The following is a 15,020-nucleotide window of genomic DNA, read 5'->3' as shown; positions in this document are numbered from 1 at the left end:
CGACGCTACCGATGACCGCCGACGTCGTCATCGAAAGCCCGCCGCGGGCGCAGGCGGTGCCGCTCGAAGCCGTCCAGGAGCAACCCGTGCAGGTGGTCGAATCCGGTCCGCAGCCCCACGCTGCCGAGCGTTACCGGTGACCCCACCATGCGCCAGTTCGCCCAGGCGGCAGGCCGGGCGAGCCAGCTCAGCCGGGCGAGGTAGACCGCGGGGTCGCGAACACGGACCACGACGAACGCCGACCCGAAGGCGCCCCACCTGTCCACCGACGTGACGTCGGTCCAAGGCACCCGCCCGACCGCCACCCCAGAGCTGTGGTCCTCGAAGCCGTCGTCGTCCAAGACCAGACCGGGCCCGCCCCGAAAGAGGAGGAGCAGCCAGCCCACCGCGAACACCCCGAACGTCAGCGCGCCCAGGACTCCGACCACGAGGCTGCTGGCAGACCCCACTGTGAGGATGGCGAGTGACAGCACGACGAACCCGACTGACCCCAGGAACGCGAGGAGGATCTTCCCCCGGCTGCGCTCGACCACGACCCCCATGCCTCAGTGTCCACCGGGGCCGTGTGGTTGTCCTGTGCTGGGCACGGGAGGATGAGCGACGATGACCAGCGACCAGAAGGCCCTCCTCACCGATCTGCTCCCCCCGGGCCTTGCGGAGCCAGACGACGTGTATGCCGCGTTCGAGGGTTGGGCGCGCGAGCTTGGCACCCCGCTGTACCCGCATCAGGACGAGGCGCTGCTCGCCGTGCTGGCCGGGGAGAACGTCGTCCTCTCCACCCCGACCGGCTCCGGCAAGTCCCTCGTCGCAACGGGCGCGCACCTGGCCGCCCTCGCCACCGACCGGGTCAGCTTCTACACGGCGCCAATCAAGGCCCTGGTCAGTGAGAAGTTCTTCGCGCTGTGCGAGATCTTCGGCGCGTCCGAGGTCGGCATGCTGACCGGCGACGCGTCGGTGAACCCCGATGCCCCGATCATCTGCTGCACTGCGGAGATCCTCGCCAACATCGCACTGCGCGAAGGTGCCGACGCCGACGTGGGCCTGGTCATCATGGACGAGTTCCACTTCTACGCCGAGCCCGACCGCGGCTGGGCCTGGCAGGTCCCCCTGCTCGAGCTGCCCCAGGCGCAGTTCGTCCTGATGTCCGCGACCTTGGGCGACCTGACCGAGCTCGCCGAGGACCTGTCCCGCCGCAACGGCCGGTCCACCACGATGGTCACCGGCACCGAGCGGCCGGTGCCGCTGAGCTTCACCTGGGCGCTGACACCGCTGGCGGAGACCATCGAGGAGCTGCTCACCACCCACCAGTCCCCCGTCTACGTCGTGCACTTCACCCAGGCCGCGGCCCTCGAGCAGGCTCAGGCACTGCTCTCGCTGAAGGGCACCGTCAAGGCGGACAAGGCGGCGATCGCCGAGCGGATCGGCGGGTTCCGGTTCACGGCGGGCTTCGGGCGCACCCTGTCCAAGCTGGTCCGGTCAGGCATCGGGGTGCACCACGCCGGGATGTTGCCGCGCTACCGACGCCTGGTCGAACAGCTCGCGCAGGACGGGCTGCTCAAGGTCATCTGCGGCACCGACACGTTGGGCGTCGGCATCAACGTGCCCATCCGCACGGTGCTGTTCACCGGGCTGGTCAAGTTCGACGGGTCGCGTCAGCGGATCCTCAAGGCTCGCGAGTTCCACCAGATCGCCGGGCGCGCCGGGCGGGCCGGCTTCGACACGAGCGGGTCGGTGGTCGTCCAGGCCCCCGAACACGTCATCGACAACGCACGCGCGATCGCCAAGGCCGGCGACGACCCCAAGAAGCTCCGCAAGGTCCAGCGGCGCAAGCCCGCCGACGGCGAGGTGTCGTGGACCGAGCAGACCTACGACAAGCTCGTCGCCGCTGACCCGGAGCCGCTGGTCTCCAGGATGCGCGTCGACCACTCGATGATCCTCAACATCGTGCAGCGGCCCGGCGACCCGGTGCGGGCGCTCAGCCACCTGCTGCGCAACAACCACGAGACGCCCCGCGGCCAGGCCAAGCTCTCCCGGCGCGCCATCATCCTGGGCAAGAGCCTGCTGGACACCGGTGTGCTGCAACGCATCTCGCCTCCGGGACCCGATGGCCGGAGCATCGAGGTCCGCGGCGAGCTGCAGAACGACTTCGCCCTCAACCAGCCGCTGGCGCCGTTGGCCCTTGCAGCGCTGGACGTCCTCGACCCGGAGTCACCCACCTACGCGCTCGACGTCGTCTCGGTGATCGAGGCGATCCTCGACGACCCGCGCCAGGTGCTGATGGCCCAGCAGTTCAAGGCCCGTGGCGAGGCCGTGGGCGAGATGAAGGCGGAGGGGATCGAGTATGAGGAGCGGATGGCGCTGCTCGACGAGGTCACCTGGCCGCGTCCGCTCGCCGACCTGCTCGAGGCGACGTTCGAGATCTTCCGGCAGAGCCACCCGTGGGTGTCCGACTCGGCGCTGTCACCCAAGTCGATCGTGCGCGACATGTACGAGCGCGCGATGACCTTCACCGAGTTTGTCTCGACCTACCAGCTGGCGCGCTCTGAAGGGCTGGTGCTGCGCTACCTGACCGACGCCTACCGGACGCTGCGGCAGACGGTGCCGGACACCCACCACAGCGAGCAGTTCGACGACCTGTTCGAGTGGCTCGGCGAGACCGTGCGGCAAACAGACTCCTCGCTGCTCGACGAGTGGGAGGCCCTGACCGATCCTGACGCCAACGAGCGCCTCGCAGAGCTCGAGGGACTGGCCGCCCATGGGGGCACCCGACCGGCCCGCCCCATCACGAGCAACGAGCGCGCCTTCCGGGTGATGGTCCGCAACGCCATGTTCCGCCGCGTCGAGCTCGCCAGCCGCGACCGGTTCGGCGACCTCGCGGCGCTCGAGGCAGCCAACGCCGCCCTCCCCGAGCCGCCGCGACACGTCCTCATGGACGGTCCGGCGTGGGACGAAGCCCTCGGCGCCTACTACGCCGACCACGACTCCATCGGCACCGACTCCGAGGCCCGAGGCCCCGGCCTGCTCACCATCACCCCGTCGCAGGGGCCACCGCCGGGCGCCGCGGAGCCGGACACCGAGCACCGTCTCTGGGAGGCGCGTCAGACCGTCCACGACCCGGCGGGCGACCACGACTGGGTGATCGAAGCCGTGGTCGACCTGGACGCCTCGGACGAGGCTGGCGAGCCGGTGGTGCTCACCCAGGCGATGCGTCGCCTGTGACCGCCGGCGCGAGCAGGTCCCGCAGGCTCGTGGCTGGACGGCCCGTGATCCGCGGCACGGCGTCGGAGACAGTCGCCACCTCGCCGGCCGCGATCGCGGTGTAGGTCGACACCCACGCGTCGACCTGCCAGTCCGGCGCTCCGTAGGAAGCCCGCGAGTCGTACGCCTCCTCGAGGGTCTCGTCGAGGTAGCGCGTCGGGCGCCCGGTCACCTCCTCGATGAGGGCCGCGGCCGCGGCGAGCGTGAGTGCCTCCGGACCAGTGAGGTCGTATGCCGCGTCGGCATGCGCGATCGGGTCGACGAGCACCACGGCCGCCACCGCCGCGACGTCCTCGCGCGCGACCGCCGCCACCCGCCCGTCGCCGGCCGGCCCGCGGATCACCCCGTCCTGGGCCATGAGGGGCAGGAAGTCTGCGTAGAAGCTGTCGCGCAGGAAGGTGAACTCGAGGCCCGCCTCTCGGATCGCCTGCTCGGTCGCCCAGTGGTCCCGCCCCAGCGTGAAAGTGCAGTCCGCGGCGGCTCCCTGGAACGAGGTGTAGACGATGTGGCTGACACCCGCCAGGGCGGCCGCCCCCACGAAGGCCCGGTGCTGGTCGAGCCGGTCTGCCGCCTCGGAGGCCGAGACCATGAGCAGCGTGTCGACTCCTGACAAAGCCCGGGCGGCACCCTCGGGATCGGCGAAGTCGCAGCGACGCACCTCGTCGCGTGGACCGGCGACGACCTTTCCCGGGCTCCGCGCCAACAGCACCAGCTGGCGGCCGTCATCGGGCAGCAGCTCTCGGACCCGGTTGCCGAGGTGCCCGGTCACGCCAGTCAGTGCGATGGTGCCCATCCAGCGAGCCTAGCGAGCCGGCTGGTCAGCCAGGTCCAGGGTCATGAACATGCTGAAGTCGTCCGCGACGTAGGGCCCGAAGGCGTCGCACGGGGTGAAGCCGTACGCGGCATACATCGTGCGCGCCGGTGCGAACTCGGCCGGCGAACCGGTCTCGAGGCTCAGCCGCGCGTAGCCACGTCGCCTCGCCTCGGCCACGACGTGGTCGAGCAGTGCGGCCGCCACCCTACGGCGACGGTGCGCATGCGAGGTGCGCATCGACTTGAGCTCCCCGTGCGTCGGGTCGAGCTCGCGCAACGCGGCGCAGCCCAGCACCACGTCCTCCTGCCACAGGCTCCAGAAGGTCAGGTCCGGCGTCCGCAGCCGGTCGAGGTCGAGGGTGTGCACGCTCTCGGGTGGTGAGTAGCGACGCATGTCCTCGACGTGCTCGGCCAGCAGTGCCGCCACCTCTGACGTCTCGAGACCGCCCAGCCTGATCTGCATGGCGCTCGGCACGTCGGGCACGTCCTGACCGCTCAGCCGCTCAGGCGCTCAGGCTGCGAACCCGGCGAGCTCGCCGGCCAGGTCGGGGTGGACCCGGGCCTTGAGCAGGGTGCCGCTCCCGGTGTGCTCGCTGGACAGCACCTCGGCCTCCTGGTGCAGCCGGCTGACGAGGTCGCCACGGTCGTAGGGCACCAGCACCTCGACGTCGATGGTCGGCCGCGGAAGCTCTGCGGAGATGAGGGCACGGAGCTCCTCGAGCCCCGCTCCGGTGCGAGCCGACACGACGATCGAGTGCTTCTCGTGGCGCTGGATCCGGTCGAGGACCTCCGGGTCGGCAGCGTCCGCCTTGTTGATGACGATGACCTCGCGGACGTTGCCCGCATCCACGTCCGCCAGGACCGCACGCACGGCGCTGATCTGACCCTCGGGGTCGGGGTGCGAGCCGTCGACCACGTGCAGGAGGAGGTCGGCGTCCGCCACCTCTTCCAGGGTCGACCGGAACGCCTCGACGAGCTGGGTGGGCAGCTGGCGGACGAATCCGACGGTGTCGGCCAGCGTGTAGAGGCGGCCGTCCTCGGTCTCGGCGCGCCGCACCGTCGGGTCGAGGGTGGCGAACAGCTGGTTCTCGACGAGCACGCCCGCACCGGTGAGCCGGTTGAGCAGCGAGGACTTGCCGGCGTTGGTGTAGCCGGCGATCGCGACGCTCGGGACCTCGTTGGTCTTGCGACTGACCCGGCGCGTGTCGCGGCTGACCTTCATGTCCTTGATCTCGCGGCGCAGCTTGGCCATCCGGGTGTTGATCCGGCGACGGTCGAGCTCGATCTTGGTCTCACCCGGACCTCGCGAACCCATGCCCTGGCCGCCCGCGGCCTGGCCACCGGCCTGCCGCGACATCGACTCACCCCAACCACGCAGCCGCGGCAGGAGGTACTGCATCTGGGCCAGCTCGACCTGCGCCTTGCCCTCCTTGGACTTGGCGTGCTGGGCGAAGATGTCGAGGATCAGCGCGGTCCGGTCGATCACCTTGACCTTGACGACGTCCTCGAGCGCCCGCCGCTGGCTGGGCGTCAGCTCGGTATCGCAGATGACGGTGTCGGCGCCTTCGGCGATGACGATGTCACGCAGCTCGATCGCCTTGCCGGAGCCGAGGTAGGTGCCGGTGTCGGGCTTGGCCCGGCGCTGGACCAGTCCCGCGAGGACGGTGGAACCTGCCGTCTCGGCCAGGGCGGCCAGCTCGCGCATCGAGTTGTCGGCGTCCTCGGCGGTGCCCTCGGTCCAGACTGCAGCAAGGACCACGCGCTCGAGCCGCAGCTGGCGGTACTCGACCTCGGTGATGTCCTCGAGCTCGGTGGACAGCCCCGCGACACGGCGCAGCGCAGCCCGGTCCTCACGGTCGTACTGGTCGCCGTCATAGCCGGCCCCGTCGCTGGGGAGGAATCCGTCCTCGGTCGCCAGCGCGGTGGCCTTCAGGTCAAAGATGTCTGATCGCTTCAGTGTCATATCCCCTCAAGAATCTCACCCTTTCAACGGGCGCAGCGACCGGTTTATGTCCTTCCGTCTACCGTTGGGCCCGATGAGCACGCCAGACCACTACTTCACGGCCGAACCGGCCAGCCCCGCACAGCAGCGCACCATCACCGTGCGACTCGCCGGGCAGACCGTCGAGGTGCGCTCCGCGGCGGGCATCTTCAGCCCCGCAGGGGTCGACCAGGGCACCTCCGTGCTGCTGCGGCTCGCCCCTGCGCCGCCCGCCGAAGGCAACCTCCTGGACCTCGGGTGTGGCTGGGGTCCGATCGCCCTCACCCTGGCGCTCCGCTCCCCCGAGGCGACCGTGTATGCCGTGGACGTGAACGAACGTGCGCTCGACCTGCTGCGCACCACGGCGGCCTCGCTGGGTCTGGACCGGGTGCACGCGAGCCAGCCGGACGGCATACCCGAGGGGGTGCAGTTCGACGCGATCTGGTCGAACCCACCCATCCGGGTGGGCAAGGCGGCGCTGCACGACCTGATGCTCAGGTGGCTGCCGCGGCTGGCGCCCGGCGGGGTGGCGCACCTCGTCGTGCAGAAGAACCTCGGTTCGGACTCGCTGCAGCGATGGTTGGCGGAGCAGCTCGACCCGCAGGCGTATGCCGTGTCGCGGTTCACCTCGGACCGGGGTTTTCGCATCCTCGAGGTCCGGCGCAGCTCCTGACCCCACGTGGGTCGGGGTCGGTCAGACGAGGTCGGTCGTGCCGTCGGCCACCAGGACCGCGGGGCCCGCGAGCTCGACGTCCTGGCCGGGCAGCGCCCGCACCCTGAGTCGACCACCGGGCACGTCGACCGTCCAGGTGTCCGTGACGTCGCCGGCCCAGAAGCGGGTGGCGAGGGCGGCCGCAGCGGCACCGGTGCCACACGACCGCGTCTCCCCCACCCCGCGCTCGTGGACCCGCATCCGGATGTGTCCGGCTCCCATCGGACGGACGAACTCGACGTTCGTCCCGTGCGGAGGCACCGGGTTCACGACCGGAAGTCGGTGCAGGTCAAGGGAATCCAGGTTGATCGGCTCCGGCAGTGCCACCACCGTGTGCGGGTTGCCGAGGTCGAGGCTGAGTGCCGACAGGGGTTCGTGGCCCTCGAGGTGGACCAGCGCGTCGAAGCCCTCCTCGTCCGCGATCGCAGGCTGGGCCAGCCGCCACGGGCCGAGGTTGACCGCGATGAGGTCGGGCGACTCGAACCGGACGAGCTTGGTGCCGGCCCGCGTGGCGATGGCGAACTCGTCGGCCGTCTCGAGCCCCTCGCGTCGCAGGTAGGCGGCGAAGACGCGCGTGCCGTTGCCACACATCTCGGCCACGCTGCCGTCGGCGTTGCGGTAGTCCATGAACCACCGGGCGGCCTGCGCCTGCGCGAGGATGCCACCTTCGGTGGCCAGAGCCGTTGGTACGACGCGGATCACGCCGTCGCCGCCGATTCCGGCGCGGCGGTCGGCGAGCCGGGCAGCCTGCTGAGCAGTCAGCTCGCGCACGCCCTCGAGGTCAGGCACGAGGACGAAGTCGTTCTCGGTCCCGTGGCCCTTGGTGAAGGCGGTCTGGTCAGCCATGTCTGCCATTGTCCCTGATCGCCTCCCGGACCAGCGCCACCGCCTGCTCGGACACGTCGGGGGCCAGCGCGTCGAGCCAGGTGATCCGCGGGTCGGGGTTGAACCAGGACTCCTGACGCCGGGCGAGCCGTCGGGTCAAAGCGGTCGTCTGCTCCTGCGCCTGCTCGGTGGTCAGCGTCCCGTCGATCTCGGCGAGGGCCTGTGCGTAGCCGAGCGCCCGTGAGGCCGTTCGGCCCTCGCGCAGCCCCAGCGGCTCGAGGTGGCGCACCTCCGCAACGAGGCCCTGCTCCCACATGCGACGCACCCGGGCCGTGATGCGCTCGTCGAGGCGCGCTCGCGGCATGCGCAGGCCGACCACCACCGTGGGCTGCACGTGGGTGCGGGTCGGCATGGTCGCCGAGAACGGTCGTCCGGTGAGCTCGATGACCTCGAGGGCGCGCACGATGCGCCGGACGTTGGCCGGCTCCATCGCTCGTGCCGCCTCGGGGTCGAGCTGTTCCAGGCGGGCGAAGGTCGCCGCTGTCCCTGCGGCGTTCGCCTCGGCTTCGAGCCGGGCACGCACGTCCGGGTCGGTGGGCGGGATCTCGAGGACGTCGAGGGCGGCGCGCACGTAGAGGCCGGACCCACCGGCCAGGACCGGATGGTGGCCGCGGTCCTGGATCGCGGCGAAGTCGGCTCGCGACGACCCCTGGTAGGCGGCGATGTTGGCTTCCTCGGTCACGTCCAGCACGTCGAGCTGGTGGTGCGGTATGCCGCGTCGCTCGGCAAGCGGGACCTTGGCCGTGCCGATGTCCATACCGCGGTACAGCTGGCTGGCGTCGGCGCCGACCACCTCGCCACCGATGGCTTCGGCGAGGTCGAGCGCGAGGTCCGACTTGCCGGTCGCGGTGGGCCCGACGACGACGACGATGAGGGGCGTCGTCATCGGGTCACAGGTCGTGCTCGTGGTCGTGCCAGTTCTCGCTGTCGGGGTCCAGGTCGTGGCCGAACGGGTCCGGGTCCACGCCCGGGAGCCAGGTGAAGCCGGGCTTGCCCCACCCCGCCTTCTTGACCGCCTTGCGGGCCTTCTTGCCCCAGCGTTCGTTGAGCCGGTCGACGTAGAGGAAGCCGTTGAGGTGGTCGTACTCGTGCTGCATGCAGCGGGCGAACCACCCGGTCGCCTCGAACGACAGCTCCGCCCCCACGACGTCGAACCCGGTGATCGTCGCCGTCTCACCGCGCTTGAGCGGGAAGCTCTCGCCGGGGACCGAGAGGCAGCCCTCGGCCTCGTCGTGCGGGTCGGGCTCCTCGAGGGAGGCCTTGGCCGAGGTGACATAGGGGTTCACGATGGCCCCGCGAGCGGGAACACCGTCCTCGTTGTCCATCTGCCAGGTGAAGACACGCAGGCCGACACCGATCTGGGGAGCAGCCAACCCGACGCCGTTGGCAGCGTCCATGGTGTCGAACATGTCCGCGACGAGGCTGCGGAGGTCGTCGTCGAACTTCTCCACGGAGTCGGCTCGGCGGTGGAGCACGGGCTCCCCGGTGATGACGATGGGACGGACGGTCATGGCCGGGAGTCTTTCAGACCCGTTGCCCCGTGCGCGATCTCGGGGGCTGGTAGCTCAGCCGCAGGACGGGGCGGCAACGGACGCGGGGCGGCCCACACCCGGCATACCCAGGGAGACTCCGGGCTTGCCCGGGACGGGAGCGTCCTGCAGCGAGGCCCACGCGTCACCGCCGGCGGTGCGCCGCACGGCGTAGGCGCCGCCCTCCAGAGCTGCGTCGGCGACGAGGTGGTGCGGTGCGCCGTAGGTGACACCGACGGTGACCATGTCGCCGGGGCGAGGCCGCTCGGCGCCATCGGGGACGGCGAAGTGCACCAACCGGTTGTCGCGCGCCCGACCGGAGAGGCGGTGGGTCGCGGTGTCCTTGCGGCCTTCGCCGGTGGCTACGAGGACCTCGACGTCGCGCCTCTCGACGGTGCGGTTCTCGGCCCAGGAGATCTCCTCCTGCGCGGCGAGGAGTCGCATGTAGCGCTCCTGGACGACGGCCTTCGGCAGCTGGTCCGGCATGGTGGCGGCCGGCGTGCCCGCACGGATGGAGTACTGGAAGGTGAACGCGCTCGCAAACCGCGACTCGCGCACCACCCGCAGCGTCTCCTCGAAGTCCGCCTCGGTCTCGCCCGGGAATCCCACGATGATGTCGGTCGTGATCGCGGCGTCAGGGATCTGCGCGCGCACCCGGTCGATGATCCCGAGGAACTTCTCGCTGCGGTAGGAGCGTCGCATCGCCTTGAGGATGCGGTCCGATCCCGACTGCAGCGGCATGTGCAGGCTCGGCATCACGTTGGGCGTCTCGGCCATCGCCGCGATGACGTCGTCGGTGAAGGCCGCCGGGTGCGGACTGGTGAACCGGACCCGCTCGAGTCCGTCGACCTCGCCGCAGGCGCGCAACAGCTTGCCGAACGCGAACCGGTCGCCGAACTCGACGCCGTAGGTGTTGACGTTCTGCCCGAGCAGGGTGATCTCGACAACCCCCTGCTCGACGAGCGCCTTGATCTCGGCGAGGACGTCACCGGGCCGACGGTCGGCCTCCTTGCCGCGCAGGCTCGGAACGATGCAGAACGTGCAGGTGTTGTTGCAGCCCACCGAGATCGACACCCAGCCGGCGTAGGCCGAGTCGCGGCGCGTCGGCAGGGTGCTGGGGAAGACCTCGAGGCTCTCGAGGATCTCGACCTCGGCGCGCTTGTTGTGGCGGGCCCGGTCGAGCAGGGCCGGCAGGCTGCCGATGTTGTTGGTCCCGAAGACCACATCCACCCAAGGAGCCCGCTGCACGATGGTGGAGCGGTCCTTCTGCGCCATGCAGCCGCCGACCGCGATCTGCATGTCGGGGTTGCGGGTCTTGGCGGGCCGCAGCTGGCCGAGGTTGCCGTAGAGCTTGTTGTCCGCGTTCTCGCGCACCGCGCAGGTGTTGAAGACGACGACGTCGGCCGCCTCCGGTCGGGCCGTCGCGGGCAGGCTGTTGACGTCGACGTAGCCAGCCGTCTCGAGCAGGCCGGCAAGCCGCTCGGAGTCGTGCACGTTCATCTGGCAGCCGTGCGTGCGGACGTCGTAGGTCCTGGGTGCTGTGGTGGTGGTACTCATCGCAGGCCAAGAGTACGTGCTCCGCCCGACCACGTATGCCGCCTGATCCCAGGCTCACGGCCCCACGGGCGGGCTGTGCGTCACCCTGGCGGCGTGCAGGCGCGCATGGGCAATCGCTTCGGGAGTTGTGGCGAAGAGGTGCCGCTCGTGGGCGAGGTGACCGTAGACGCCGAGCTCCTGCAGCACCCGCTCATGGTGCGCCTGGACGCCCGACAGCAACACGGTCACGTTCCGGCCCTCCAGGCGGCTGATGGTGTCGGCGAGGACGCTGGCACCCGTGGCATCGATCGCCGTGATGCGAGACATGCGCAGCACCACGACGCGCACCGTCGTGACGTCTGCCAGCCCGAGGAGAAAGTCGTGTGCAGCGGCGAAGAAGAGAGGCCCGTCGATCCGGTAGGCGACGATGTGCTCGTCGAGCAGGCGACGCTCCTCGTCGGTGTGGTCGCCCGCCTCCAGCGGGACTTCTTCCACCCGGGCCGCCCGGGCAGTCTGCTGAAGGGCGAAGAACCCAGCCATGACAAGTCCGACGAGCACGGCCGTCACGAGGTCGAAGGTGACAGTCGCCACAGCGGTGAGGACCAGGACCACGCCATCCCCCCGGGTGGAGCGCAGGAGCGCGCGCAAGCTGGACACCCTGACCATCTGGATAGCGGTGGCGATGAGCACGCCGGCGAGTGCGGCCAGTGGGATGTCGGCGACCCAGCGGGCGGCGGCCACTGCGACGAGGAGGAGCACGAGCGAGTGGGTGAGCGCAGCGAGCCGCGACGTCGCACCCGCCCGGACGTTGACGGCCGTGCGGGCGATGGCCGCCGTCGCGGGGATGCCGCCGAACAGCGGTGCGACGAGGTTGGCCACGCCTTGCCCGAAGAGCTCCCGGTTGGAGTCATGTCGCCGACCGACGCTCATTCCGTCGGCGACGGTGGCGGAGAGCAGGCTCTCGAGCGCCGCCAACGCTGCCACGGCGATTGCCGGCAGGACCAGCGCGCCTATGTCACCGAGCGGAACGCCCGGCAAGGAAGGGACAGGCAACCCCGAGGGGATGCTCCCGATGGGCGCGGCACCCCAGCCGAAGGCGGCATTGCCGAGCGTTGCGGCGACCACGGCGATGAGCGACCCGGGGAGGGCGGGCCGCAGCCGGACCAGCAGCAGGACTGCCGTCCCGACCCCGACGGCGACCATCAGGGGCGCCCACATCGGGGCCCGCACCCACGCCGCCGCCGCACGGGCAGCCAAGACGAGCACCTTGTCGGCGTGGACTCTCACTCCGAGCGCCGAGGGCAACTGCTGGAGCGCGATGATGGCAGCGATTCCGAGGGTGAAGCCCTCCACGACGGGGACCGGCACGTAACGGATGAACCGACCAGCACCGAGGTAGGCGAGTCCGACCAGAACGGCACCAGCGAGCAGGCCGACCACGAGGACCCCGTCGGCTCCGTGAGTGGCGACGATGGGAACGAGCACGACCGTCATGGCACCGGTGGGGCCACTGACCTGGACCCGGCTTCCACCGAACACCGCAGCGACAGCTCCGGCAACGACCGCGGTCACCAATCCGGCGCCCGCGCCAAGCCCCGAGCTGGCACCGAACCCCAGGGCGAGGGGTAAGGCGACCAGTCCGACCATGAGGCCAGCAGTCAGATCACGTACCGGTCGCCCACCCATCCAGTCCGCTCTCCGCGGAAGGAGGTGCACGGTCCGTTCCAAGAACTCGCGCAAGCTGGTCGTGCGGGCTGCGGGCGAGGACCCCGCGCGCTGCGCGGTACTCACTGAGGCGCGGACTGGGACAGCTCGGCTTCCAGCGCGCCTTGCGACGCGAGGACCCCGGAGAGGATCTGGCGAGCGGCGAGCAGCAGGTCGCGGACCTCCGGCACACTCACCGAGTAGACGACCTCCCCCGCATGCCGCTGCGAAAGGACGAGTCCAGCTCGGCGCAGCACGGCAAGCTGCTGGCTGAGGTTGCTGGGCTCGATGGCGATCTTCCCGAGCATCTCGTGCACGGCGTGGTCGCGCTCGGAGAGCAGCTCCAGGATCCGGATCCGCGCGGGATGGCCGAGCGTCTTGAAGAACTCGGCCTTGGCTTGGTAGAGCGGAACGCGCATCAATCTGCCTGTCGGGAAGTCGCATGTCTCGGCCGGTCCTCACGTGTGGACCTTCTACATGAAGACTACATCACTTGCAAAGGTCTTCATTTACAGTGATCAAGAAATGCGATGACGCGCCCCCCCAGGAGGCCGGAGCCGGACGGTGGGGAACCCGGGGTTTTGAGGGTCCCCGTCAGTCCCGCTGGTGCTCCGGCGCCCCGGCGATGGCCTCGCGGATGACGGCCATCGCCAGGTCCGCCGGGTAGCCCTTGCGGGCGAGCATGCCGGCGAGGCGCCGCTTCTGCACCAGCGGCTCGAGCCCATGCATCGACCTGAGCTTCTTGGCCACGAGCTGCGCGGCACGGTCGCGCTCACCCTCAGGGTCGATCGACTCGAGGGTCGCCCGCGCCGTCTCGTCGTCGACCCCCTTGGTGCGCAGCTCACGCGCCAGCGCTCGCTTGGCCAGCCCGCGTCCGGCCTGCTGGGACCGCACGAGCATTCCCGCGTAGGCCACGTCGTCCACCAGCCCGACGGCAGTCATCCGGTCGAGGACGGCCTCGGCGACGTCGTCGGGGCAGTTGCGGGTGCGGAGCTTGTCGAGGAGCTGCTGACGGCTCTTGGGCGACATGGCCAGCTGGCGCAGCACGATCTGCCGCGCCACGTCATAGGCGTCGGGCTCGTTGTCGCTCGTCTGGAGGTCGGCCTCGGGGTCGCCCGGGATGGGCTGCCAGGCCCGCGGGCGCGCCTGCCTCGGGTTCGGTTCGTCAGCGGGGGCCGACGTCGCAGCCAGGGCCGCCTCGAAGGCTGCCCTGGCTGCGGCGTGTCGATCAGTCATTGCGAGATCAGTGGTGGGTCGCTCGAACCAGTGGCTCAGAACTCGACCGGCACCTCGGGAATCGCGTCAGCCGGCTTGTCGACCTGTGGGCCGATCCCCAGCTTTTCCTTGATCTTCTTCTCGATCTCGTTGCCGAGGTCGGGGTTGTCCTTGAGGAACTGCCGGGCGTTCTCCTTGCCCTGCCCCAGCTGGTCACCCTCGTACGTGTACCAGGCGCCGGCCTTGCGGACGAAGCCCTGCTCGACTCCCATGTCGATGAGCCCACCCTCACGGGAGATGCCCTGGCCGTAGAGGATGTCGAACTCGGCCTGCTTGAACGGTGGGGCCACCTTGTTCTTGACGACCTTGACCCGGGTGCGGTTGCCGACCGGCTCGCTGCCGTCCTTGAGGGTCTCGATGCGACGGACGTCCAGGCGGACGGAGGCGTAGAACTTCAGCGCCTTGCCACCCGTCGTCGTCTCGGGCGAGCCGAACATGACGCCGATCTTCTCGCGCAGCTGGTTGATGAAGATGGCCGTCGTGCCGGTGTTGTTGAGGGCACCGGTGAGCTTGCGCAGGGCCTGCGACATCAGGCGGGCCTGGAGACCGACGTGGCTGTCACCCATCTCGCCCTCGATCTCGGCGCGTGGCACGAGCGCGGCCACGGAGTCGATCACGATGATGTCGATGGCGCCCGAGCGGATCAGCATGTCGGCGATCTCGAGCGCCTGCTCACCCGTGTCGGGCTGGCTGACGAGGAGCGCGTCGGTGTCGACCCCGAGCTTCTTGGCGTAGTCGGGGTCGAGCGCGTGCTCGGCGTCGATGAACGCCGCGATACCGCCGGCCTTCTGTGCGCTGGCCACCGCGTGCAGGGCGACCGTCGTCTTGCCGGAGGACTCCGGGCCGTAGATCTCCACGACGCGGCCGCGCGGGAGGCCACCGATACCGAGCGCGACATCGAGCGCGATCGAGCCGGTGGGGATGACGTCGATGGGCGGTCGGACGTCGTCGCCGAGGCGCATGACTGCACCCTTGCCGAACGACTTCTCGATCTGCCCCATCACGCTGTCGAGGGACTTTGCCTTCTGGTCCACAGTTGGTGTTACCGCTCCAGCCATTCTGGCCACCGTTCCTTCTTTCGCTTCGAGTCGGGCGCGCCTGCCTTCGACCCTCGGGCAGCAGTTCTGCTTGTCGGGTCAGACGCTAGGTGTCGGCACCGACAGCCGCCCGGGACGCTCTCGCGGCCTGTGGACGGTGGTCTGTGGTGGTTCCACCTGTGGACGAACATACCGAACACCTGTTCGAAATCGGGAATTCGACACGCGACACGCCGAGGGCCGACCAGCAGTAGCATTTTGGGTGCAGGGAACGGGCAGGACACGTGCCG

General features: G+C 70.0%; 14 protein-coding genes. 2 read left to right on the top strand and 12 right to left on the bottom strand.

The features are described 5' to 3' along the window. Positions 1 to 5: 5 nt before the first annotated feature. A complete protein-coding gene (locus EAH86_RS03565; protein WP_140737198.1) occupies positions 6 to 542 on the bottom strand; it encodes an STM3941 family protein in 537 nt (178 codons plus the stop codon). A gap of 61 nt (positions 543 to 603) precedes the next feature. Between EAH86_RS03565 and EAH86_RS03560 the strand changes: the two genes are divergently transcribed. Continuing rightward, a complete protein-coding gene (locus EAH86_RS03560; RefSeq protein WP_140737197.1) occupies positions 604 to 3,219 on the top strand; it encodes a DEAD/DEAH box helicase in 2,616 nt (871 codons plus the stop codon). Here EAH86_RS03560 and EAH86_RS03555 read toward each other — a convergent pair. From EAH86_RS03555 to hflX, 3 genes are read right to left on the bottom strand one after another with little or no spacing between them, the layout of a single operon-like run. After that, positions 3,194 to 4,051, bottom strand: a complete 858-nt coding sequence (locus tag EAH86_RS03555) for an NAD(P)H-binding protein (RefSeq protein ID WP_140737196.1) — start codon at positions 4,049 to 4,051, stop codon at positions 3,194 to 3,196. The two genes, EAH86_RS03560 and EAH86_RS03555, sit on opposite strands and share 26 nt — an antisense overlap. Before the next feature lie 9 nt (positions 4,052 to 4,060). After that, a complete protein-coding gene (locus EAH86_RS03550; RefSeq protein ID WP_241668161.1) occupies positions 4,061 to 4,555 on the bottom strand; it encodes a GNAT family N-acetyltransferase in 495 nt (164 codons plus the stop codon). 27 nt (positions 4,556 to 4,582) lie between these two features. Continuing rightward, on the bottom strand, positions 4,583 to 6,034 hold the full coding sequence (hflX, locus tag EAH86_RS03545) for a GTPase HflX (RefSeq protein ID WP_140737195.1): 1,452 nt from the start codon (positions 6,032 to 6,034) through the stop codon (positions 4,583 to 4,585). Between the two features lie 73 nt (positions 6,035 to 6,107). Here hflX and EAH86_RS03540 point away from each other — a divergent pair, with 73 nt between their 5' ends. Further along, positions 6,108 to 6,725: a class I SAM-dependent methyltransferase gene (locus EAH86_RS03540; protein WP_140737194.1), complete on the top strand. Its 618-nt coding sequence runs from the start codon at positions 6,108 to 6,110 to the stop codon at positions 6,723 to 6,725. 21 nt (positions 6,726 to 6,746) lie between these two features. Here the strand turns inward: EAH86_RS03540 and dapF are convergent, their stop codons facing one another. From dapF to recA, 8 genes are all read right to left on the bottom strand, one after another. After that, positions 6,747 to 7,610 carry a diaminopimelate epimerase gene (gene dapF / locus EAH86_RS03535; RefSeq protein WP_140737193.1) on the bottom strand — a complete coding sequence of 288 codons (864 nt, stop codon included), beginning with the start codon at positions 7,608 to 7,610 and terminating at the stop codon, positions 6,747 to 6,749. After that, positions 7,603 to 8,535: a tRNA (adenosine(37)-N6)-dimethylallyltransferase MiaA gene (miaA, locus tag EAH86_RS03530; RefSeq protein WP_140737192.1), complete on the bottom strand. Its 933-nt coding sequence runs from the start codon at positions 8,533 to 8,535 to the stop codon at positions 7,603 to 7,605. Before miaA ends, dapF begins: the two co-directional genes overlap by 8 nt. Positions 8,536 to 8,539: 4 nt before the next feature. Next, on the bottom strand, positions 8,540 to 9,160 hold the full coding sequence (gene def, locus EAH86_RS03525; protein ID WP_140737191.1) for a peptide deformylase: 621 nt from the start codon (positions 9,158 to 9,160) through the stop codon (positions 8,540 to 8,542). 54 nt (positions 9,161 to 9,214) lie between these two features. Further along, positions 9,215 to 10,735, bottom strand: coding sequence for a tRNA (N6-isopentenyl adenosine(37)-C2)-methylthiotransferase MiaB (gene miaB / locus EAH86_RS03520; RefSeq protein ID WP_140737190.1), 1,521 nt, complete (start codon positions 10,733 to 10,735; stop codon positions 9,215 to 9,217). 54 nt (positions 10,736 to 10,789) lie between these two features. Then, entirely contained in the window at positions 10,790 to 12,400 is a 1,611-nt protein-coding gene (locus EAH86_RS03515; RefSeq protein WP_140737189.1) for a SulP family inorganic anion transporter, read from the bottom strand. 101 nt (positions 12,401 to 12,501) lie between these two features. Beyond that, complete coding sequence (locus tag EAH86_RS03510; protein WP_140737188.1) at positions 12,502 to 12,837, bottom strand: ArsR/SmtB family transcription factor; 336 nt, start codon at positions 12,835 to 12,837, stop codon at positions 12,502 to 12,504. 175 nt (positions 12,838 to 13,012) lie between these two features. Next, positions 13,013 to 13,654 carry a regulatory protein RecX gene (locus EAH86_RS03505; protein ID WP_140737187.1) on the bottom strand — a complete coding sequence of 214 codons (642 nt, stop codon included), beginning with the start codon at positions 13,652 to 13,654 and terminating at the stop codon, positions 13,013 to 13,015. A gap of 35 nt (positions 13,655 to 13,689) precedes the next feature. Continuing rightward, positions 13,690 to 14,751 carry a recombinase RecA gene (recA, locus tag EAH86_RS03500; RefSeq protein WP_140737186.1) on the bottom strand — a complete coding sequence of 354 codons (1,062 nt, stop codon included), beginning with the start codon at positions 14,749 to 14,751 and terminating at the stop codon, positions 13,690 to 13,692. Between the last annotated feature and the right edge of the window lie 269 nt (positions 14,752 to 15,020).

This window comes from Pedococcus bigeumensis, from assembly GCF_006438965.1.
In the GTDB taxonomy this organism is placed as follows: Bacteria; Actinomycetota; Actinomycetes; order Actinomycetales; family Dermatophilaceae; genus Pedococcus; species Pedococcus bigeumensis_A.
The sequence above is the reverse complement of the archived record's forward strand: the minus strand, read 5'-3'. Positions and strand labels throughout refer to the sequence as shown.